This window comes from Pseudomonas agronomica (genome assembly GCF_025917275.1).
GTDB lineage: Bacteria > Pseudomonadota > Gammaproteobacteria > Pseudomonadales > Pseudomonadaceae > Aquipseudomonas > Aquipseudomonas agronomica.
The window spans coordinates 1-21862 of the sequence record NZ_JAOSHO010000027.1 but is presented as its reverse complement, the minus strand read 5'-3'; the positions used below and the strand labels follow the sequence as shown (position 1 = coordinate 21862).

20 protein-coding genes are annotated in these 21862 nt (G+C 62.2%); 18 read left to right on the top strand and 2 right to left on the bottom strand.

Annotated features, from left to right (window positions below):
* Positions 1–133: 133 nt before the first annotated feature.
* The 3 genes from OC610_RS04520 to OC610_RS04510 all read left to right on the top strand — a co-directional run bounded on the left by OC610_RS04520 (position 134) and on the right by OC610_RS04510 (position 2600).
* Positions 134–757: a glutathione S-transferase family protein gene (locus OC610_RS04520; protein ID WP_264426706.1), complete on the top strand. Its 624-nt coding sequence runs from the start codon at positions 134–136 to the stop codon at positions 755–757.
* Between the two features lie 134 nt (positions 758–891).
* The gene (locus tag OC610_RS04515) at positions 892–1824 is read left to right on the top strand and encodes an ABC transporter ATP-binding protein (protein ID WP_264426704.1); all 933 of its coding nucleotides are present in this window, start codon (positions 892–894) and stop codon (positions 1822–1824) included.
* Positions 1821–2600: an ABC transporter permease gene (locus tag OC610_RS04510; protein WP_030137687.1), complete on the top strand. Its 780-nt coding sequence runs from the start codon at positions 1821–1823 to the stop codon at positions 2598–2600. The genes OC610_RS04515 and OC610_RS04510 overlap by 4 nt, the downstream gene beginning before the upstream one ends.
* Before the next feature lie 165 nt (positions 2601–2765).
* Here the strand turns inward: OC610_RS04510 and OC610_RS04505 are convergent, their stop codons facing one another.
* Positions 2766–3281, bottom strand: coding sequence for a DUF2062 domain-containing protein (locus OC610_RS04505; RefSeq protein ID WP_264426703.1), 516 nt, complete (start codon positions 3279–3281; stop codon positions 2766–2768).
* Between the two features lie 144 nt (positions 3282–3425).
* On the opposite strand from OC610_RS04505, the gene OC610_RS04500 reads away from it, so the two are divergent.
* The 12 genes from OC610_RS04500 to OC610_RS04445 all read left to right on the top strand — a co-directional run bounded on the left by OC610_RS04500 (position 3426) and on the right by OC610_RS04445 (position 14921).
* Positions 3426–5672, top strand: a complete 2247-nt coding sequence (locus OC610_RS04500) for a DNA internalization-related competence protein ComEC/Rec2 (protein WP_264426702.1) — start codon at positions 3426–3428, stop codon at positions 5670–5672.
* Between the two features lie 96 nt (positions 5673–5768).
* Positions 5769–6404 carry a MotA/TolQ/ExbB proton channel family protein gene (locus tag OC610_RS04495; RefSeq protein ID WP_264426701.1) on the top strand — a complete coding sequence of 212 codons (636 nt, stop codon included), beginning with the start codon at positions 5769–5771 and terminating at the stop codon, positions 6402–6404.
* A complete protein-coding gene (locus OC610_RS04490) occupies positions 6401–6829 on the top strand; it encodes an ExbD/TolR family protein (RefSeq protein WP_249875658.1) in 429 nt (142 codons plus the stop codon). Before OC610_RS04495 ends, OC610_RS04490 begins: the two co-directional genes overlap by 4 nt.
* On the top strand, positions 6829–7839 hold the full coding sequence (gene lpxK, locus OC610_RS04485) for a tetraacyldisaccharide 4'-kinase (protein WP_264426700.1): 1011 nt from the start codon (positions 6829–6831) through the stop codon (positions 7837–7839). Before OC610_RS04490 ends, lpxK begins: the two co-directional genes overlap by 1 nt.
* Before the next feature lie 23 nt (positions 7840–7862).
* Positions 7863–8048 carry a Trm112 family protein gene (locus OC610_RS04480; protein ID WP_003179363.1) on the top strand — a complete coding sequence of 62 codons (186 nt, stop codon included), beginning with the start codon at positions 7863–7865 and terminating at the stop codon, positions 8046–8048.
* Complete coding sequence (kdsB, locus tag OC610_RS04475; RefSeq protein WP_264426699.1) at positions 8045–8809, top strand: 3-deoxy-manno-octulosonate cytidylyltransferase; 765 nt, start codon at positions 8045–8047, stop codon at positions 8807–8809. Before OC610_RS04480 ends, kdsB begins: the two co-directional genes overlap by 4 nt.
* Complete coding sequence (locus OC610_RS04470) at positions 8809–9273, top strand: low molecular weight protein-tyrosine-phosphatase (protein WP_264426698.1); 465 nt, start codon at positions 8809–8811, stop codon at positions 9271–9273. The genes kdsB and OC610_RS04470 overlap by 1 nt, the downstream gene beginning before the upstream one ends.
* Entirely contained in the window at positions 9270–10289 is a 1020-nt protein-coding gene (gene murB / locus OC610_RS04465) for a UDP-N-acetylmuramate dehydrogenase (RefSeq protein WP_264426697.1), read from the top strand. Before OC610_RS04470 ends, murB begins: the two co-directional genes overlap by 4 nt.
* Before the next feature lie 267 nt (positions 10290–10556).
* Positions 10557–11027, top strand: coding sequence for a (2Fe-2S)-binding protein (locus OC610_RS04460; RefSeq protein WP_264426712.1), 471 nt, complete (start codon positions 10557–10559; stop codon positions 11025–11027).
* On the top strand, positions 11024–13339 hold the full coding sequence (locus tag OC610_RS04455; protein ID WP_264426696.1) for a xanthine dehydrogenase family protein molybdopterin-binding subunit: 2316 nt from the start codon (positions 11024–11026) through the stop codon (positions 13337–13339). Before OC610_RS04460 ends, OC610_RS04455 begins: the two co-directional genes overlap by 4 nt.
* Positions 13339–14310, top strand: coding sequence for an XdhC family protein (locus OC610_RS04450; protein WP_264426695.1), 972 nt, complete (start codon positions 13339–13341; stop codon positions 14308–14310). Before OC610_RS04455 ends, OC610_RS04450 begins: the two co-directional genes overlap by 1 nt.
* Positions 14311–14330: 20 nt before the next feature.
* Positions 14331–14921 (top strand): nucleotidyltransferase family protein, encoded by a 591-nt coding sequence (locus tag OC610_RS04445; protein ID WP_264426694.1) that lies wholly within the window; start codon positions 14331–14333, stop codon positions 14919–14921.
* A 361-nt stretch (positions 14922–15282) separates the two neighbouring features.
* On the opposite strand, the gene rne is transcribed toward OC610_RS04445, so the two are convergent.
* A complete protein-coding gene (rne, locus tag OC610_RS04440; protein ID WP_408636537.1) occupies positions 15283–18483 on the bottom strand; it encodes a ribonuclease E in 3201 nt (1066 codons plus the stop codon).
* A gap of 699 nt (positions 18484–19182) precedes the next feature.
* On the opposite strand from rne, the gene rluC reads away from it, so the two are divergent.
* The 3 genes from rluC to OC610_RS04425 are packed head-to-tail and all read left to right on the top strand — an operon-like array spanning position 19183 to position 21801.
* Complete coding sequence (rluC, locus tag OC610_RS04435; protein WP_217861478.1) at positions 19183–20139, top strand: 23S rRNA pseudouridine(955/2504/2580) synthase RluC; 957 nt, start codon at positions 19183–19185, stop codon at positions 20137–20139.
* The gene (locus OC610_RS04430; RefSeq protein WP_264426692.1) at positions 20129–20791 is read left to right on the top strand and encodes an HAD-IA family hydrolase; all 663 of its coding nucleotides are present in this window, start codon (positions 20129–20131) and stop codon (positions 20789–20791) included. Before rluC ends, OC610_RS04430 begins: the two co-directional genes overlap by 11 nt.
* Before the next feature lie 20 nt (positions 20792–20811).
* Entirely contained in the window at positions 20812–21801 is a 990-nt protein-coding gene (locus OC610_RS04425) for a S49 family peptidase (protein WP_264426691.1), read from the top strand.
* The last annotated feature ends 61 nt before the right edge of the window (positions 21802–21862 follow it).

Below are 21862 nucleotides of genomic sequence, written 5' to 3'. Positions count from 1 at the left end.
AGAAAACGTCATTGTTTGGCGCAAATGCCTTGTTTCGCCTTGGGTGGATTCGCGGCGCTTTTCGCACAGTGATTTGAGCCATTGCTGATCCGGCGTATGCTGCTGCGGCATTTATTCATCGAGGGAAGCCGTGATGCTGAAGATCTGGGGCCGGAAGAATTCATCGAACGTGCGCAAGGCGTTGTGGTGCGCCGAAGAACTGGGGCTCATCTATGAGTCCGTTGATGCAGGCGGCGCGTTCGGTGTGGTGGACACGCCCGAATACCGCGCGAAGAACCCCAACGGCCGGGTTCCGATGATAGAAGACGACGGCTTCGTGCTCTGGGAGTCGAACACCATCGTCCGGTATCTGGTTGCTCGCCACGCCCCGGATTCCACTTGGTACCCCGCTGACGTACAGGCCCGGGCCACGGCGGAAAAATGGATGGATTGGACGACGTCGAGTTTTGCCGCACCGTTTCGCACGGTGTTCTGGGGCGTCTTGCGCACCCCAGCCGAGCAGCAGGATTGGGTTGCCATCAAGGCGGCGATCAAGGAATGCGAAGATCTCTTGGCGATGGTGGAGCAGACCCTGGGCGAACAGCCTTACCTTGGCGGTAAAGAAATCAGCATGGGCGATATCCCCCTGGGCAGTTTCATCTATGCCTGGTTCGAGATGCCCATCGAGCGTGCCGCGCTGCCCAATGTGCAAGCCTGGTACGCACGGCTCCAGCAGCGTCCGGCCTATCGCAAAGCCGTCATGACCGCGTTGACTTAATACTTACTATCGACACGCTTCACTGTACTTGTGCGGCGACGCCACGCACCATTGCCTTCGTGCGGGTGGTTGCATTGCTCGTCGCACGCCCTTATCTATTCTTCTCTTTTCCCCTTCTTGGTGCGTAATCCGATATGAGTTCCGCTCTGTCCATACGGCAGTTAACCAAAACCTACGGCAACGGTTTCCAGGCCCTGAGTGGTATCGATCTGGACGTCGCCGAAGGTGATTTCTTCGCCTTGCTTGGCCCTAACGGCGCCGGCAAATCCACCACCATCGGTATTCTTTCCACCCTGGTGAACAAGACCAGCGGCACGGTCAATGTCTTCGGCCATGACCTGGACCGCGAGCCTGCCGCGCTCAAGCGCTGCATTGGCGTGGTGCCCCAGGAGTTCAACTTCAACCAGTTCGAAAAGACCTTCGATATTGTCGTAACCCAAGCAGGGTATTACGGCATTCCGCCGAAGATCGCCAACGAACGCGCCGAGCAATACCTGACCCAACTGGGCTTGTGGGACAAGCGCGACGTGCCGTCCCGTTCGTTGTCCGGTGGCATGAAGCGCCGCCTGATGATCGCCCGCGCGCTGGTGCACGAACCGCGCCTGCTGATCCTTGACGAACCGACCGCGGGCGTGGACATCGAGCTGCGCCGTTCGATGTGGACCTTCCTGACCGAACTGAACCAGAAAGGCATCACCATCATCCTCACCACGCATTACCTGGAAGAGGCCGAGCAACTGTGCCGCAACATCGGCATCATCGACCACGGCACCATCGTCGAGAACACCAGCATGCGACAGTTGCTGAGCCAATTGCATGTGGAAACCTTCCTGCTGGATCTCAAGCATGACTTGAGCATGGCCCCGCAGCTCGTTGGTTATCCGGCTCGGTTGCTCGACAGCCATACCCTGGAAGTCCAGGTCGACAAATCCGCCGGCATCACCGGGCTGTTCACTCAACTGGCCCTGCAAAACATCGAAGTGCTGAGCCTGCGCAACAAGACCAATCGCCTTGAGGAGTTGTTCGTGTCCCTGGTGGAAAAAAACCTGGCGAAGGTGGCGGTATGAGTTCCGAACTGCGCCCCAACCTGATCGCCCTCAATACCATTGTCTACCGTGAAGTCCGGCGCTTCATGCGAATCTGGCCGCAGACCTTGCTGCCCCCGGCCATCACGATGGTTCTGTACTTCGTGATCTTCGGCAACCTGATCGGTCGGCAGATCGGCGACATGGGCGGCTTCACCTACATGGACTACATCGTGCCGGGGCTGATCATGATGTCGGTGATCACCAACTCCTACGGCAACGTCGTGTCGAGTTTCTTCGGCAGCAAGTTTCAGCGCTCGATCGAAGAGTTGATGGTCTCGCCGGTTTCGCCCCACACGATCCTGATCGGCTTCACCTTGGGAGGCGTGTTGCGAGGTTTGGCGGTGGGCCTGATCGTGACGCTGCTGTCGCTGTTCTTCACCAATCTGCAGGTGCATCACCTGGGGGTGACGATCCTGGTGGTGGTGCTGACGGCCACGATCTTTTCGCTGCTGGGTTTCATCAACGCCGTATTCGCGCGCAACTTCGATGACATCTCCATCATTCCGACCTTCGTGCTCACGCCGCTGACTTACCTGGGCGGGGTGTTCTACTCGATCTCGTTGCTGCCACCGTTCTGGCAGACCGTGTCCCTGGCCAACCCGGTGCTGCATATGGTCAACGCGTTTCGCTATGGGATCCTTGGGGTTTCGGACATTCGGATCAGTATTGCCATTACGTTCATGCTGGTGGCGACGGTTGTGCTTTATGTGGGGTGTGCGCGGTTGCTGGTCAGCGGCCGCGGGATGCGCACCTGACAAGACGCGTCGCCTTCTTCGCGAGCAAGCCCGCTCCCACATTCGATATCCAGTGAACGCCAGGTCAGCGTTCGACATAGATCAGTGTGGGAGCGGGCTTGCTCGCGAAGAGGCAATAAGAACAGCACAAAAAAGGCCTCCATTCCCAGGAGGCCTTTATGCATCTCACTTACGGCTTTTTTTACGCCGTCTCCACTGCCTGGCAACCCACCACCGCCAATACGCCATGGTCACGAAATAAGCCAAGGTCCCAAGCACCAACCCAGTCACTACCGAACCCAGCAGAAACGGCTGCCACAACGTCGACAATTGGTTGCTGATCCACGCCCAGGTCAATTCGTCCGGCAGCGTGCGGGCGGGTACGTCCATCAGCCAGGCGCCGGTTTGATAGGTACAGAAAAACACCGCAGGCATGGTGATGGGGTTGGTCAGCCAGACCAGGCTAACGGCAATCGGGATGTTGCCGCGAACCATGATGGACAGTGCGGCGGCCAGCAACATCTGCAAAGGAATGGGTAAAAAAGCGGCAAACAATCCGACAGCCATTGCCCGCGCCACTGAATGGCGATTGAGGTGCCAGAGGTTGGGGTCGTGCAGCAGGGTGCCAAGAAAGCGTAAGGATTTGTGTTCCCGAATGCTCGCTGGGTCAGGCATGTAGCGTTTGAATAGGCGCCGGGGCATAAGGCTTCTCGGTCGATGCTTGGCAGTCAGGCCGCAAGTATGTCCGGATTCTACGGCCGGCAGATTCAGACTTTGTGACAATTGATAACGTTCGAGGTGCCGCAGACCGGCTAAGCCTTAGAGGGAACTCTCAAGGATGGGCTTATGCGCACAGCGATGATCGCGCTCGCACTCGGGCTGCTGGTCCCGATTTTCTTACCGGCCTTGCCGCCGCTGTGGCTGATTGTGACGATGGCGATGGCAGCACTGCTCATGTTGCCGTTTCGCACCTACCCGGCCAGTTTTTTTCTCCTCGGATTGGCCTGGGCCTGCGTCGGGGCGCAGCTTGCGCTGGACGACCGGTTGCCCACCGCTCTGGATGGCGAAACCCGCTGGGTCGAGGGAAGTGTCGTCGGTTTGCCGCAATACAGCGAGGGCATGGTGCGCTTCGAGCTGGCCGATGCCCACTCCCGACGCACGCGCTTGCCTGCATTGATGCGCTTGGCCTGGTATGGCGGGCCGGCGGTCAAGAGCGGTGAAAAATGGCGCCTGGCGGTGAAGCTCAAACGGCCTGTCGGGCTGCTCAATCCCCATGGTTTCGACTACGAAGCGTGGCTGCTGAGCCGCGGCATCGGCGCGACCGGCACCGTCAAGGAGGGTGTGCGGGTACATCCGGCGCAGGGCGCTTGGCGCGATGGGGTGCGCCAGGCGTTGGAAAAGGTTGATGCCCAGGGTCGCTCCGGTGCGCTGATGGCGTTGGTACTTGGCGATGGTGCTGGATTGAGCCGTGAAGATTGGCAAGTGTTGCAAGACACCGGCACGGTCCATCTGCTGGTGATTTCCGGCCAGCACATCGGCCTGTTTGCCGGCCTGGTGTACCTGCTGGTGGCTGTCGCGGCGCGTTATGGCGTATGGCCGGCGCGTCTGCCGTGGTTGCCCTGGGCCTGCGCCTTGGCGTTCGCCGCAGCCCTGGGCTACGGCTTGCTCGCCGGATTTGAAGTGCCGGTGCGGCGGGCCTGCGCGATGATCGGCCTGGTGCTGCTGTGGCGCTGGCGTTACCGCCAGGCCGAACCCTGGTGGGCCTGGCTGCTGGCGCTCATTGGGGTGCTGATGTTCGATCCGCTGGCGAGCTTGCGACCGGGGTTCTGGTTGTCGTTTGTCGCCGTCGCGATATTGATGTTCACCTTCGGCGGTCGCCTGGGCCCCTGGCGCTGGTGGCAGACCTGGACCCGGGCCCAGTGGCTGATTGCGCTCGGGCTATGCCCGTTGTTATTGATCCTTGGGTTGCCGGTCAGCCTGAGCGGTCCGTTGGTCAACCTGGTGGCGGTGCCCTGGATCAGTCTGCTGGTATTGCCGCCGGCACTGCTTGGCACGGCGTTGCTGCCGGTTCCGGGCGTCGGGGAAAGTCTGTTGTGGGTCGCCGGTGGGTTGCTCGATCTGCTGTTCAAGGGCCTCGGGCTGGTCGCCGGGCGAGTGTCGGCCTGGACGCCTGCCGCCGTCCCGCTGTGGGCGTTGTACATCGCGGCGCTCGGCGCTGTGCTGCTGTTGCTTCCCAAGGGCCTGCCGCTGCGGATTCTGGGTTGGCCGATGTTGATGTTGATCGTCTTTCCTCCTCGGGAAGATGTGCCCCACGGACGCGCCGAAATCTGGCATTTGGACGTTGGCCAGGGGCTGGCAATCCTGGTGCGCACCCATCGGCATGCTTTGCTGTATGACGCCGGGCCACGCTTTGGCGAGGCCGATGCCGGCGAGCGCGTGGTGGTGCCAACCCTGCGCAAGCTCGGTGTCGGACGGTTGGACCTGATGCTGCTCAGCCACGCTGACGCTGACCATGCCGGCGGAGCACAAGCGGTGCGCAATGGGTTGGCGACGGCTCGGGTGATCAGTGGCGATCCTGATGCGCTGCCCGCCGATCTCCTGGCGGGGCCGTGCGACAGCGGCGAACGCTGGGAATGGGATGGGGTCCGGTTCGAGCTGTGGCGTTGGGCATCAGCCGTCGAAAGCAACCAGAAGTCCTGCGTGTTGCTGATCGAAGCCGACGGCGAGCGGTTGCTGTTGACCGGCGATATCGATGCCCATGCCGAGCGAGCCATGCTCGATGGGCCGCTGGGGGTTCCGATGCATTGGCTGGCCGCACCGCATCATGGCAGTCGCAGTTCGTCCTCGATGGCGCTGTTGACGCGTCTCAAGCCGCATGCGGTATTGATTTCCCGAGGGCGAAACAATGCATTCGGCCATCCGCATCCCTGGGTCATGCAGCGGTATAAAAGGTTGGGCATGACCATTCACGACAGCGCCGAGCAGGGCGCCATTCGTCTGCAACTGGGTGCCTTCGAACCCGCGCGCACCGAGGCGGGGAATCGCCGTTACTGGCGCGAGCCGCCACCCGCTGGGCCGCCGCTCCGGTATTGACCTGCCGCAGTGTTGTGGGTGGCGTTGTTGGCTGGGCGGGCCTGCACGGCGAGTCTGTATGATAAAGTGGCGCACTTTTTCGAGGGGGCTGTCACTGTGTGGGAATTGGTCAAATCCGGCGGCTGGATGATGTTGCCGATCATTCTGAGTTCCATCGCGGCATTGGCTATCGTTGCCGAACGCCTATGGACCCTGCGGGCCAGTCGCGTAACCCCGGAGCATTTGCTCGGGCAGGTCTGGGTCTGGATCAAGGACAAGCAACTGAACAAGGACAAGCTCAAGGAACTTCGGGCCAGCTCGCCGCTGGGGGAGATCCTGGCTGCGGGCCTGGCCAACTCCAAGCACGGCCGCGAGATCATGAAGGAGTGCATCGAAGAGGCTGCCGCCCGGGTCATCCATGAACTGGAGCGTTATCTCAATGCCTTGGGCACCATCGCCGCGATGGCGCCCCTGTTGGGCCTGCTGGGTACGGTGCTGGGCATGATCGATATTTTCAGCGCCTTTACCGGTACCGGTATGACCACCAACGCCTCGGTGCTGGCCGGCGGTATTTCCAAAGCCTTGATCACCACCGCAGCCGGTTTGATGGTGGGTATCCCCTCGGTGTTTTTCCATCGTTTCCTGCAACGCCGCGTCGACGAATTGGTAGTCGGCATGGAGCAGGAAGCCATCAAGCTGGTCGAGGTGGTGCAGGGCGACCGTGATGTGGACCTGGCCGGGGGCAAGAAGTGAAATTCCGCCGCAAACCACGGGAAAACATCGAGATCAATCTCGCGTCGCTGATCGACGTGGTATTCATCCTCTTGCTGTTTTTCGTCGTGACGACCACGTTCACCCGGGAAACCCAACTCAAGGTCGAATTGCCGGAGGCCGTCAGTGGCTCGCCGGCTGAAGACCAACAATTGAAGAATCTCGAAGTCACGATCAGCGCCGAAGGGACGTTCTCGGTGAACAACCATTTGCTGCCAAAAAGTGACCTCGCCAGCCTGATCGAGGCATTGCAGAAGGAATCCGGCGGAGACACCAGCCTGCCGCTGTCCATCAGTGCCGACGGCAAGACGCCCCATCAATCGGTCATCACGGCCATGGACGCAGCCGGCAAGCTCGGCTTCAGCCATCTGCGCATGACGACGGTCGAGGCGGCGCCTGCACCTTGATGGCCATGTCCGATCGATTGCTTGCCGCCTGGTATGAAGGGCATCCCGCCCTGGCGCTGCTGCGACCGCTGGAGTGGCTGTACCGTCGCGTCGTGGTCGGCAAGCGCGAGCGTTTCCTGGCGGGCGAAGGGGAGATCTACCAGCCGCCCGTGCCACTGGTCGTGGTCGGCAATATCACGGTAGGTGGCACTGGCAAGACGCCGTTGATCCTGTGGATGATCGAGCATTGCCAGCGCAGTGGCCTGCGGGTCGGCGTGGTCAGTCGGGGCTATGGTGCCAAGCCGCCGCAATTGCCTTGGCGAGTCGAGGCCAGCCAAGGCGCCGATGTCGCGGGCGACGAACCGCTGCTGATTGTCCAACGCACCGGTGTGCCGTTGATGATCGACCCCGATCGCAGCCGGGCTGTCCGGGCCTTGCTGGAGGCCGAGCCGCTGGACCTGATCCTGTCCGACGACGGCATGCAGCATTATCGGCTGGCCCGCGACCTTGAGTTGGTATTGATCGACAATGCCCGTGGCCTGGGCAACCGGCGGTGCCTGCCCGCCGGCCCGTTGCGCGAGCCGGTCGAGCGCTTGCAATCGGTCGACGCCGTGCTGTTCAACGGCGCTGCCGCTGATCGCGACGACGGCTTTGCCTTCGAGTTGCGGCCCACTGCGCTGGTCAACCTGGCCAGCGGTGAACGACGCCCCATCGACCACTTTCCAGCGGGCCAGGCCCTACACGCCGTGGCTGGTATCGGCAATCCCCAGCGTTTCTTCAAGACCCTCGAAACGCTACACTGGCGGCCAATACCGCACGGGTTTGCCGACCATGCCGAATACAGCGTCCAGGCCTTGAGCTTCACGCCGTCCTTGCCAGTGGTCATGACGGAAAAGGACGCAGTCAAATGCCGCGCCTTCGCCGCGCCCGACTGGTGGTACCTGGCGGTGGACGCAGCTCCGTCGCCAGCATTCGCGGCCTGGTTCGATACGCAGCTGATGCGCCTGTTGCCGGATCGGCTCTTGCCTTAACACGTTTTATCCAGGGGAATTACATGGACACCAAACTGCTCGATATCCTGGCTTGCCCGGTCTGCAAAGGCCCGCTCAAGCTCAGCGCCGACAAGACCGAGCTGATCAGCAAGGGCGCCGGCCTGGCCTATCCCATTCGCGACGGCATCCCAGTGATGCTCGAGAGCGAAGCCCGCACCCTGACCACCGACGAGCGCCTGGATAAATGACCACTGCCTTTACCGTCGTCATTCCGTCGCGCTTCGCCTCGACGCGTTTGCCCGGCAAGCCGCTGCTGTTGATCGCCGGCAAGCCGATGATCCAGCATGTCTGGGAGCAGGCCAGCAAGAGCAGCGCCCAACGCGTGGTGGTCGCGACCGATGACGCGCGCATCGTGGAAGCCTGCAAGGGCTTCGGTGCCGAGGTGGTGATGACCCGCGAGGATCATAATTCCGGTACCGATCGCCTGGCGGAGGTGGCGGAGAAGCTCGGTCTTTCGCCCGACGCCATCGTGGTCAACGTGCAGGGTGACGAGCCGATGATTCCGCCCAGCGTGATCGATCAGGTCGCGGCCAACCTGGCGGCTCACCCCGAAGCACAGATGGCTACCCTGGCCGAGCCGATCGAGGACGTGCAGACCCTGTTCAATCCCAGCGTGGTCAAGGTCGTCAGCGACCTCAATGGCCTGGCGCTGACCTTCAGTCGGGCGACCTTGCCCTGGGCCCGGGAGGCATTCGCCAAGAACCCGGACGTGTTGCCCGAAGGCGTGCCGTACCGTCGTCACATCGGCATTTATGCCTACCGCGCCGGTTTCCTCCAGGATTTCGTGGCGTGGGGGCCGTGCTGGCTGGAAAACACTGAATCCCTGGAACAGCTGCGTGCCTTGTGGCACGGCGTGCGAATCCATGTGGCCGATGCGCTGGTCGCCCCGCCGACCGGTGTCGATACCATTGAAGACCTTGAGCGCATCCGTCGCCTGTTGGAGGCTTGATGCAGGTTTTGTTCGTCTGTCTGGGCAACATCTGCCGGTCGCCGACTGCTGAAGGTATCTTGCGCTACAAGTTGCGCGAGGCCGGGCTGGAGGGGCAGGTGGAAGTCGCTTCCGCCGGTACCGGCGACTGGCACGTCGGCAAGGCGCCGGACAAGCGCAGCATGGCCGCGGCCCTGCGTCGCGGCTACGATTTGTCGGCCCAGCGTGCCCGGCAGGTGACGCGGGCCGATTTCGCCGCCTACGACCTGATCCTGGCGATGGACAGCAGCAACCTGCGCAACCTCAAGGCCCTGCAACCGAGCAATGCCCGCGCGGAACTGGATCTGTTCCTGCGTCGTTACGAGGCCGAACTCGACGACGTACCAGACCCGTACTACGACGGTGAGCAAGGTTTCGAGCAGGTGCTGGACCTGATCGAGCGCGCCACGGATCGTCTGGTGATTGAATTGAAGGGGCGGTTATGAGCTTGCAAGTCCAGGCGGACGTCAGCCTCAAGCCGTTCAACAGCTTTGGCGTCGACGTAAAAGCCCGGCTGTTCGCCGAGGCCCACAGCGACGCGGACGTTCGCGAGGCGTTGGCTTACGCCGCGGGTCACGACGTACCGTTGCTGGTCATTGGCGGTGGCAGCAACCTGCTGTTGACCAGTGACATCGACGCCTTGGTGCTGCGCATGGCCAGCCAGGGAATCCGCCTGCTCAGCGATGATGGCGAGCGGGTGGTGGTCGAGGCCGAGGCCGGGGAACCGTGGCATCCGTTTGTCCAGCACACGCTGGCGCAAGGTTGGGCGGGCCTGGAAAACCTCAGCCTGATTCCCGGTACGGTGGGTGCGGCGCCGATGCAGAACATCGGAGCCTACGGTGTTGAGATAAAGGACGTCTTCGCTGGCCTCACCGCGCTGGATCGCTACACCGGCGAGCTGCGCGATTTCACCCTCGATGAATGTGCTTTTGCCTACCGTGACAGCCTGTTCAAACAGCAGGCGGATCGTTGGCTGATCCTGCGGGTGCGTTTTGCCCTCAGTCGTGTCGCGCATTTGCATCTGGAGTACGGCCCGGTGCGCCAGCGGTTGACTGAACAAGGCATCGACCAGGCAACGCCAACGGACGTCAGCCGGGCTATCTGCAGCATCCGCAGCGAAAAACTCCCAGACCCGGCCGTGCTGGGCAACGCCGGCAGCTTCTTCAAGAACCCGTTGGTGCTGGCCGCTCACGTGGCGCATCTCAAGGAGCAGTACCCCGACCTGGTGGCTTATCCACAGCCTGGCGGCCAAATGAAAATCGCCGCCGGCTGGCTGATCGAACGCGCCGGCTGGAAAGGTTTTCGCGAAGGCGACGCCGGGGTGCATAAGTTGCAGGCGCTGGTGCTGGTCAATTACGGCAATGCCACGGGGCTGGAGTTGCTGGACCTGGCTCGACGGATCCAGAAGGACATCGCCGAGCGTTTCCAGGTTGATCTTGAGATGGAGCCTAATCGGTACTGACAGGCACCTCGCAATTGCGCGAATAAAAACGCCCTGCATGGCCTGCACACGTGATTCGTGCAGGATTGTGCAGGGCGTTTTGCTTGATCCTGAGTTAATTTAATTGACTGACGGTGCGAGCATACGCATCCCCAAGGCCCGGTGCAGACGCTTGCTTGCGTGTGCACAAGAGAGCCCGATCAGCCTGAGCCAGTCTGCTACACCGAACCGATAACCCAACGGCAGATGGCTCGACCCACATAACTTGATAACGATGCGGGCGTGCCCATGATTACCCTGAAACTCAATGGAAAAGACCATCAACTGGATGTGACCGAGGACATGCCGCTGCTGTGGGCGATCCGGGACGTGGCCGGCTACAACGGCACCAAGTTCGGCTGCGGCATGGGCCTGTGCGGCGCCTGCACCATTCATATCGACGGCGCTCCGGCGCGCAGTTGCATCACGCCGATTGGCTCGGTGAAAGGCCAGGAGATCAACACCATCGACGCGCTTCACGTCGACCCGGTCGGGCAAGTGGTCCAGAAGGCCTGGCTGGATACCGCCGTGGCCCAATGCGGCTACTGCCAGGGAGGGCAAATCATGTCCGCCACCGCGTTGCTCAAGACCAATCCCAATCCCAGCGACGAGCAGATCGAAGAAGCCATGGCTGGCAACATTTGCCGTTGCGGCACGTATAACCGGATCAAGACCGCGATCCGCCAGGCTTCCACCCACTTGAAGGAGGCCAAGGCATGAGCCGTCTGCCCAATGATTTCGTGCTGAGCAACCTCAGCCGCCGGGGTTTCCTCAAGGGCGCCAGCGCCACCGGCGTGCTGGTGCTGGCGGCGAGCTGGGGCCTGCCGGATGCCTTCGCCGAAGAGAAGAAATACGGTGCCGAGGGCATGCCCCACGGTGCGGTCGATGACCCCAGGATTTATGTCAGCATTGCCGCCGACGGCAGCGTGACGGTGATCTGCAACCGTTCGGAAATGGGCCAGGGTGTGCGCACCAGCCTGAGCATGGTGGTGGCCGATGAGCTGGATGCCGACTGGGCGCTCGTCAAGGTTCGACAAGCGCCGGCGGACGAGGCGCGTTTCGGCAACCAGGACACTGACGGCTCGCGCAGCATGCGTCACTGGTACGAGCCGATGCGTCGCTGCGGTGCCGCCGCCCGGACCATGCTCGAACTGGCCGCCGCTGCCCAGTGGAAGGTGCCGGTCGGCGAATGCCGCGCGCAACTGCACAAAGTGGTGCACCAGCCTTCAGGTCGAGAATTGGGTTATGGCGAATTGGCCGCCGCCGCCAGTGCCTTGCCAGTGCCGGGGCGTGACAGCCTGCGTCTCAAGCAGCCGTCGGAGTTTCGCTATATCGGCAAGGAAGCGAGCCGCGCCATCGATGGTGCGGACATCGTCAACGGTCGCGCGGTGTTCGGCGCCGACGTGCATTTTGACGGCATGCTCTACGCCGTCGTGGCGCGTCCGCCGGTCTATGGCGGCAAGGTCAAGTCCGTTGACAGCAGTGCAGCGCTGAAAGTACCGGGCGTGGTCAAGGTGCTGCAGATCGAGGGGCGTCCGTTGCCCTCCGAATTCCAACCCCTGGGCGGTGTCGCCGTAGTGGCGAAAAACACCTGGGCGGCGATCAAGGGCCGCGAAGCCTTGAAGATCCAGTGGGACGATGGCCCGAATGCCGGTTATGACTCCGTTGCCTACCGTAAGGAACTGGAAGCGGCCGCCCGCCAGCCGGGAAAAGTCCTGCGCAGCACCGGCGACCTAGACGACGCATTGGCCAAGGCCGATTCGACGTTGGAGGCTTCGTACTACCTGCCGCACCTGTCCCAGTCGCCGATGGAGCCGATGGTCGCTGTCGCCCGGTTCCAGGACGGTCAATGCGAAGCCTGGGCGCCGAGCCAGGCACCCCAGGTCACCCGTGAACGCGTGGCCGAGCGCCTGGGCATTCCCTTCGAGAAGGTCACGGTCAATATCACGTTGCTGGGCGGCGGTTTCGGGCGCAAGTCAAAGCCCGACTTCGTCGTCGAAGCGGCCGTGCTGGCCAAGGAATTCCCTGGCCAGGCCGTGCGGGTGCAGTGGACCCGGGAGGACGATATTCATCATTCGTACTTCCACACCGTCTCGGCCGAATACCTGAAGGCCAGCCTGAACCAGGACGGGTTGCCCTCCGGTTGGCTGCACCGCACCGTGGCCCCGACCATCACCGCGCTGTTCGCGCCAGGGATGACCCATGAAGCGCCGTTCGAAGTGGGGATGGGCGTGACCAACATGGCCTACGCCATTCCCAACATGCGCCTGGAAAACCCTGAAGCGGTGGCCCACACGCGGGTTGGCTGGTACCGCTCGGTGTCGAACATTCCCCATGGGTTCGCGATCCAGAGCTTCATCGACGAACTGGCCCACAAGGCCGGCCAGGATCCGCTGAAGTATCACCTCAAGCTGCTCGGCCCGGACCGCAAGATCGATCCGAACAGCCTCAATGACGGATGGAACTACGGCGAATCCCCCGAGCGTTATCCCATCGACACGGCGCGGATCCGCACGGTGCTGGAAACCGCCGCGAAGGCTGCCGGCTGGGGACGCGAGTTGCCCAAGGGCCGCGGTTTGGGGCTGGCGGTGCATTACAGCTTTGTCACTTATGTCGCGGCGGCGATCGAAGTCGAGGTCAAGGACGACGGCACGGTGATCGTTCACAAGGCCGATATCGCCGTGGACTGTGGCCCGCAGATCAACCCGGAGCGCATCCGTTCGCAGTTCGAAGGCGCGTGCGTCATGGGGCTGGGTAACGCGATGGTCGGGGAGATCAGTTTCAAGGACGGCAAGGTCCAGCAGGATAATTTCCACATGTACGAAGTCGCGCGCATGTCGCTGGCTCCGAAGGAAGTGGCGGTGCACCTGGTCACTCCGCCAGGCGAGGTGCCGTTGGGCGGCGTTGGCGAGCCGGGCGTGCCGCCGATTGCGCCAGCCCTGTGCAACGCGATCTTCGCCGCCACCGGCAAGCGTATCCGTGATCTGCCTGTGCGTTATCAGCTGCAAGGCTGGCAACAGGCCAAAGCCTGATGGACAGTGTTGACCTGAACGTATTGCGCAGCGTGCTCGAGTGGCGCCGCGCCGGGCAGCGAGTGGTGCTGTTTACCGTGGTTCAGACCTGGGGCACCGCGCCAAGGCCTCCGGGAGCCATGCTGGCCCTGCGCGAGGATGGCGTGGTGATCGGTTCGGTGTCGGGTGGCTGTGTCGAGGATGACTTGATCGCCCGGTTGCACGACGGTCGGATTCCGGCGCAGGGGCCGCCGGTGCAACTCATTACCTACGGCATCACGCGCGAGGAGGCGGCGCGCTTTGGCCTGCCGTGTGGCGGCACCTTGCGCCTGACGGAGGAGCGGGTGGGCGATCCACATTGGGTTGCCGAGTTGCTGGAGCGTTGCGAGGCCCATGAGATCGTCGCCCGTGAGCTGACGATTGCCAGTGGTCGCGTGACGCTGGTTCCGGCGAGCAAAACCGACGCCCTGGTGTTCGATGGGCAGCTGCTGCGCGCCATTTATGGGCCGCGATGGCGGCTGTTGCTGATCGGCGCCGGGCAACTGTCCCGCTACGTGGCGGAAATGGCTCGCTTGCTGGATTTCGAGGTGTTGATCTGTGACCCGCGCAAGGAGTTCGTCTACGGTTGGGAAGAGCAACATGGCCGCTTTGTCTCGGGCATGCCCGACGAAGCGGTGCTGAGTATCCAGACCGACGAGCGCACGGCCATCGTGGCCCTGACCCACGATCCACGTTTGGACGACATGGCGCTGCTCACTGCCCTGGACTCCAAGGCTTTTTACGTCGGAGCCCTGGGGTCGCGGGTCAACAGCCAGAAGCGACGGGATAACCTGGCTCAGCTAGGCTTGTCCGCAGAGGCGATTGGACGCTTGCACGGGCCGATCGGCCTGCACATCGGCAGCCACACCCCGGCGGAAATCGCCTTGTCGTTGCTGGCTGAAATTGTGGCCATCAAGAATGGCGTGGAACTGCGGCAGAAAAAATCGCTGTAGGCCGTGGGCGAGGAGGGCGAATGGGAAAGTCGATAGGCGTGATTATCCTGGCGGCGGGATCGGGCAGCCGTTTCCGTCAGGTGGCCGGTGCGGAAAAGGATAAGTTGCTGGCTGATTGTGCGGGCCGAGATGGTGCCGTCAGGTCGGTGATCGAGCATGTACTGGCCAACCTGCCGGCTTCACTGGAAAAGCGCGTGCTGGTGACGAGCAAGGACCGGCCGCAAGCCATTCGCATGGCCCAGGCCTACGGGTGCGATTTCGTTGAGCTGGACTCGCCCGGGTTGGGCGACAGCATTGCTGCGGGAGTCCATGCCTGTCCGGACCTTGATGGGTGGCTGATTATCCTGGGCGATATGCCTTTTATCCTGCCGTCGAGCATCGAACGGGTCGTGGCGGGGATACGTGAGGATGGCATCAGCGTGCCGGTCCTGGCTGGGGAATACGGGCATCCAGTGGGATTTGGCCGTGAGTTTGGGCCGAAACTGATGGCGCTTACCGGGGATCGTGGGGCCAAGGTGTTGTTTGCCGGGGCGCAGGTGCTTGAAGTGCCGGTGGATGATCCTGGCGTGACCTGGGATGTCGATGTGCCAGAGGCGCTGGTCTTTAAATAACAGATGACGCAGAGCCCCGTGCGGAAGCGGGCTTGCTCGCGAAAGCGGTCTGACATTTATTATTGATGCAAGCTGACCCGCCGCCTTCGCGAGCAAGCTCGCTCCCACAGTGGATCTTCAGTGGTGCATAAATCTTGTATCCGACCCCGGCCCCCTGTGGGAGCGAGCTCGCTCGCGATAGCGGCCTGGCATTCACCATTGATGCAGGCTGAGACGACGCTATCGCGAGCAAGCTCGCTCCCACATTGGATCTTCAGTGGGTATAAATCCTGTGCCGGCCCAGGTCCCTGTGGATAAGTCTGAAGGCATAAAAAAGCCCCGCCTGGCATCACCAGGCGGGGCTTTTTACTGGGCGATGGAATCAGGCGTGAGGTTTAGGCTCGTGCTCTTTTTCCAGGGCTTCAGTGTGACGTGGAGCGACTTCGACTTCCTCAGCGGTGTGCTGAGGTTCGTCGAACGCCGGGGCTGGTTCGGCCGGGGTTTCAGCGACCGGGGCAGGGGCTGCCTCGGTGACTTCTTCCACGACCGGAGCCGGTTCGGCAGCAGGCGCTTGAGCGGCGGCAGCGGCGGCTTGTTCGGCTTCCTTCTGCAGGCGCTCGGCTTCACGCTTGCGGCGACGCACTTCACGTGGATCGTTCGGTGCGCGGCCATTCGCGGTCAGGGCACTGGCAGGTGCAGGCTCTTGCGCGGGGGCAGGCGCTTCGACAGCCACCGGTGCTTCGACCACTGGAGCAGGTTCGATCACTTCTGGCTCGATCGCTAGCACGGGGGGTTCTGGCGTCGGCTCAGGCTCGACAACAGGTGCCGGTGCGGCTGGCTCTGCGGTCCAGTTGAACGCAGTCTGCTCCTCGCGGGCAGGCTCTGGCGCCTTTTCCTCGGCCGGTGCCTCGACAACCGGTTCGGCAGCGACCACGGGTGCTTCAACGACGGGCGCAGGCTCGGCGGCGGCTTCGGCTTCAGGCTGGGCTTCACGTGCCGGCGCGAGTTCCACTTCTGGCGAAGCGGTGACTTCTACCGGGGCAGTGGACTCGACCACAGGCGCTTCAACTGGCGCGTTCTCCACCGCAGCGGTGGCGCGTTCAGCCTGCTCGTTTGCCTGGGCTTCGGCCGGAGCGCTGATCGCACTGCTGGCAACGGCCGCAGTGACGGCCAGGCCGGCAGCCAGGTCAGCAGCGCTTGGTGCTTCGGCGTTTTCGGTGGACTCGGATTCTTCCGAGCCTTCGATCACGTTGCCGTTGGCGTCGCGCTGACGCTCACGACGGTTGCTGCGACGACGCTGGCCACGGGAGCGACGACGTGGACGATCGCCTTCGGCGATGTCCTGGCCGTCTTCCTGCACTTGCTCTTCGGCGTTCAGCACTTCTTCTTCGCTGACTGCGGCGGCGGCCTGCTCGGCGCGTGGCTGGCGTTCCTCACGTGGCGGACGCGGTGCGCGTTCTTCACGAGGCTGGCGGGCCGGACGCTCTTCAGCGGTGGCGGCAGCAGCGGCCGGGGCGGCATCCAGTGGCTCGCGCAGTTCGCGAACACGTTCTTCACGCTCGCCACGCGGCTTGCGATCTTCACGCGGTGCACGCGGCTGACGCTCTTCACGCGGCGGACGCGGTGCGCGCTCTTCGCGGGCTACGGCTGGCACTTCCTCACGGACTTCGCGAGGCTGGCGTTCTTCACGCGGCTCACGTGGCGCGCGCTCTTCACGCGGTGCACGTTCTTCGCGGGGCTTGCGCTCTTCGTCGCGACGACCGTTGCGGTTGCGGGTCTGCTGGCGACCGTTGCGGCGTTCTTCGTTGCGGGCAGGGCGCTCGGTGGCGGCCGGCTTGGCGACGACGGCCGGGGCGGCAGGTTCTTCCTTGGTGGCGAACAGGCTGACCAGGGACTTCACCAGGCCCTTGAACAGGCTTGGCTCTGGTGCTGCGGCTGGGGTGGCAACCGGAGCGGCCACTTCGGTCGGAACCGGAGCGTTGGCGCGGGCCGGGGCGGTCTTGACCGCTGCTTCCTGGCGAACCAGCGTGCGCGTCGCGGCAGCCGGCTGGACGTCTTCCACTTCGGCAGCGGCAGCAGCGATTTCGTAGCTGGACTGGTTGGTGTGGGCTTCCGGGCTGTCATCGCGCAGGCGCTGCACTTCGAAGTGCGGCGTCTCGAGGTGGTCGTTCGGCAGGATGACGATGCGGGCACGGGTGCGCAGTTCGATCTTGGTGATCGAGTTGCGTTTTTCGTTGAGCAGGAACGCGGCCACCGGGATCGGCACTTGGGCGCGAACTTCGGCGGTGCGGTCCTTCAGGGCTTCTTCTTCGATCAGGCGCAGGATTGCCAGGGACAGCGATTCGACGTCACGGATGATGCCGGTGCCATTGCAACGCGGGCAAACGATGCCGCTGCTTTCGCCCAGGGACGGACGCAGGCGCTGGCGGGACATTTCCAGCAGGCCGAAGCGCGAGATGCGACCGACCTGTACGCGGGCGCGGTCGGCTTCCAGGCATTCACGGACCTTTTCTTCCACGGCGCGCTGGTTCTTGGCCGGGGTCATGTCGATGAAGTCGATGACGATCAGGCCGCCGATGTCACGCAGGCGCAACTGACGGGCGATTTCCTCGGCCGCTTCAAGGTTGGTCTGCAAGGCGGTTTCTTCGATGTCGCTGCCTTTGGTGGCGCGCGCCGAGTTGATGTCGATGGACACCAGGGCCTCGGTCGGATCGATGACGATGGAACCGCCGGACGGCAGTTCGACGACGCGCTGGAAAGCGGTCTCGATCTGGCTTTCGATCTGGAAACGGTTGAACAGCGGAACGCTGTCTTCGTAGAGCTTGATCTTGCTGGCGTACTGCGGCATCACCTGGCGGATGAAGGTCAGGGCTTCGTCCTGGGCTTCGACGCTGTCGATCAGCACTTCGCCGATGTCCTGGCGCAGGTAATCGCGGATGGCGCGGATGATCACGTTGCTTTCCTGGTAGATCAGGAACGGCGCGGAACGATCCAGCGAGGCTTCTTTGATGGCGGTCCACAGTTGCAGCAGGTAGTCGAGGTCCCACTGCATTTCTTCGCTGCTGCGGCCCAGGCCGGCAGTGCGGACGATCAGGCCCATGTCGGCAGGTGCGACCAGGCCGTTGAGGGCTTCACGCAGTTCGTTGCGCTCTTCGCCTTCGATGCGACGGGAAATGCCGCCGGCACGCGGGTTGTTCGGCATCAGGACCAGGTAACGGCCGGCCAGGCTTATGAAGGTGGTGAGGGCGGCGCCCTTGTTGCCACGTTCTTCTTTTTCGACCTGGACAATGACTTCCTGGCCTTCGCTCAGGACATCCTTGATGTTGACGCGGCCTTCAGGGGCTTTCTTGAAGTACTCGCGGGAGATTTCTTTGAGGGGCAGGAAGCCGTGGCGCTCGGAGCCGAAATCGACAAAGGCAGCCTCAAGGCTTGGTTCGATGCGAGTAATCCGGCCTTTGTAGATGTTGGCCTTCTTCTGCTCGCGTGCACCGGATTCGATATCCAGGTCGTAGAGGCGCTGGCCGTCTACCAGTGCAACACGCAACTCTTCGGGTTGAGTTGCGTTAATCAGCATTCTTTTCATGTAGTACCGTCGGTTTCCGGGCTGCCGGAAACGGCGTTCGGCACACACGACTTCTCACGGTCGGTGTCAGGTGCGTCCTGGAGATGGCAGTGCCATTCCAGTGTCCAGCGAGTTCGGCCCAATGATGGCGAAGTCGCGACGGACGCGTCCTGCTTGCTGGTACTCAAGCACTCAGTCAGGAGGAGGAATCAACCGGCGCCTGTGGACGAGATGAAGCGTCTAAATATAAGCCTAGTGCTACACAGTCCGACGGTTGTACATCTCCACCCTACACGTATCCCTGATAATTCGGGTGCTGCCGCGCGCAGAATCCGCAGCGGGTTGGCATTTACCGTGAGCTCCGAAAGGGGAGGTCACGCATCATGGCTAATTTAGGCGTTGTTTCCGAAGCTCTCGCTCGGGGTCGTTTCCGGGTGACTGCACTTTGTGAACTGGCCGTGAATGTGGCGCGCAAGGCGAGTCAGAACTCTGCTTTGCGGCGTATTTCAGGCCTCATGTCACCTGCGCTCGTTACACCTGCAAACTCTGCCGTTACGTAGCAAGAACCCCGTAGGACGGCCTCTCGTCCTCGTGAATTGCGTTGGTCAGGGCCGGTTTTTGACCGCTAGTCCGCTGTCCAGCCACTTTTGGCGGCGTTCGCGACTATAGCAGCAATGATTAAGTGCTTCAATTCCATAAAAAATTGTTATGATCGCCGCCATGACAACTACTGCCCCTTCGACCCCTGGCGTTCAACTGCTCGAGGTCTCGCCGGAATATGCCGGCCAACGAATCGATAATTTCTTGCTAGCCCGGCTCAAAGGCGTGCCCAAGACCTTGATTTACCGCATCTTGCGCAAAGGCGAAGTGCGGGTGAACAAAGGTCGGATCAAGCCCGAGTACAAGCTCCAGGCCGGTGATGTCGTGCGCGTTCCGCCGGTCCGTGTGCCTGAGCGCGATGAGCCGGTGCCCTTGGCCCAGGGCCTGCTGCAACGCCTGGAAGCCTCCATCGTCTACGAAGACAAGGCGCTGATCGTGGTCAACAAGCCCGCGGGCATTGCGGTCCATGGTGGCAGCGGCTTGAATTTCGGCGTGATCGAAGCCTTTCGTCAGTTGCGTCCGGACGCCAAGGAATTGGAGCTGGTCCATCGCCTCGACCGCGACACCTCCGGCCTGCTGATGATTGCCAAGAAGCGCAGCATGTTGCGCCACTTGCACGAGCAATTGCGCGGCGATGGTGTCGACAAACGCTACATGGCGCTGGTGCGTGGCCGCTGGGAAACCTCGATCAAGCAAGTCCGCGCCCCGCTGCTCAAGAGCAACCTGCGTTCAGGCGAGCGTATGGTGGAGGTCAACGAGGAAGGCAAGGAGGCGCTGACCGTCTTCAAGGTGCTCCGACGTTTTGGCGACTTTGCCACCATGATCGAGGCCAAGCCGGTCACCGGACGTACCCACCAGATCCGTGTCCACACGCTACATGCCGGGCACTGCATCGCCGGGGACAGCAAATACGGCGATGACGACTTCACCAAGGAAATTCGTGACCTGGGTGGCAAGCGCCTGTTCCTGCATGCCTACATGCTGACCGTGCCGCTGCCCGATGGCGGCGAGCTGAAATTGCAAGCTCCCGTGGATGACATGTGGGCCAAGACCGTGGAGCGGTTGAGTGCATCCTGACTACAAGCTACTGATATTCGATTGGGACGGCACTCTGGCGAACTCCATAGGTCGGATCGTGGATGCGATGCACGTCGCGTCGGATCGTACCGGGTTTGCCCGGCGTGATGATCTGGCGGTAAAGGGCATCATCGGTCTCGGCTTGCCGGAGGCGATTCGCAGCCTGTATCCGGAAATCGAGGAGGGTGAGCTGATCGTTTTTCGCCAGCATTACGCCGACCATTACATTGCCCTGGAAGCCGAGCCTTCGCCGCTGTTTGATGGTGTGGTGGAAACCCTCGGCGCCCTGCGGGAAGAGGGTTATCACCTGGCGGTCGCGACCGGCAAGGCCCGGCGTGGGCTGGATCGGGTATTGAAGGCGCATGGCTGGGAAGATTATTTCGACATCACCCGTGCTGCGGATGAAACCGCGAGCAAGCCACATCCGCTGATGCTTGAGCAGATCCTTGCTCATTGCGATGTGTCACCCGGGCAGGCGCTGATGGTCGGCGACTCGTCGTTCGACCTGCAGATGGCCAGCAATGCTGGCATGGATTCGGTGGCTGTCAGCTACGGCGCGCAGACGATCGAGGCGTTGAAGGCCTTCGAGCCGTGCCTGGCGATTGACCATTTTCCTGAATTGCACGCCTGGTTGAGCCGGCGTACCGATTAAGTTTTGATGGAGAGGCAGGCATGACGGACGAATGGAAGGCCCCGGCCAAGGCGAATGCCGAAAGCGGTGACGAGAAAAGCTGGAAACTGTTGGAAAAGACCCTGCTGGCCAGTGTGCAGGAGCAGCGTCGTTCACGCCGCTGGGGTATTTTCTTCAAACTGCTGACTTTCGTGTATCTCTTCGGCGCGCTCATGCTGTTCACGCCGCTGATGAGCATCGAAAAAAGCGCCGTGAGCGGCTCGGCTTACACTGCGTTGATCGACATCGAAGGCATGATTGCCGATAAGGAGCCTGCTAGCGCGGACAATATCGTCGGCAGCCTGCGGGCGGCGTTCGAGGATCCAAAGGTCAAGGGCGTGGTGCTGCGCATCAACAGTCCTGGTGGCAGTCCGGTGCAGTCCGGTTATGTCTACGACGAGATTGTCCGATTGCGCGGGTTGCACCCGGACATCAAGGTCTACGCTGTGATCGCCGATCTCGGCGCATCAGGCGCTTATTACATTGCCAGTGCGGCGGACCAGATCTATGCCGACAAGGCCAGCCTGGTCGGTTCCATTGGCGTGACGGCGGCCGGATACGGGTTTGTCGGGACCATGGAAAAGCTTGGCGTGGAGCGTCGGGTGTATACCTCCGGCGAGCACAAATCGTTTCTTGATCCGTTCCAGCCTCAAAAGCCTGAGGAGACCGCCTTCTGGCAAGGCGTGCTGGACACCACTCACCAGCAGTTCATCGCCAGCGTCAAGAAAGGGCGAGGCGACCGTTTGAAAGACAAGGAGCATCCGGAGCTGTTTTCCGGGCTGGTCTGGTCTGGCGAACAGGCCTTGCCCCTGGGCCTGATCGATGGCTTGGGCAGTGCCAGCTCCGTGGCGCGGGATGTGATCGGCCAGAAGGACCTGGTGGATTTCACCATCGAAGAATCGCCGTTTGATCGCTTCTCGAAGAAGTTGGGGGCTAGCATCGCCGAGCACCTGGCGATGTGGATGGGCTTCCAGGGGCCGGCGTTGCGCTGATTTTTGAAAGGCTGCGCACCTGAAGGGTGATGCGGTCCCTGTGGCGAGGGAGCTTGCTCCC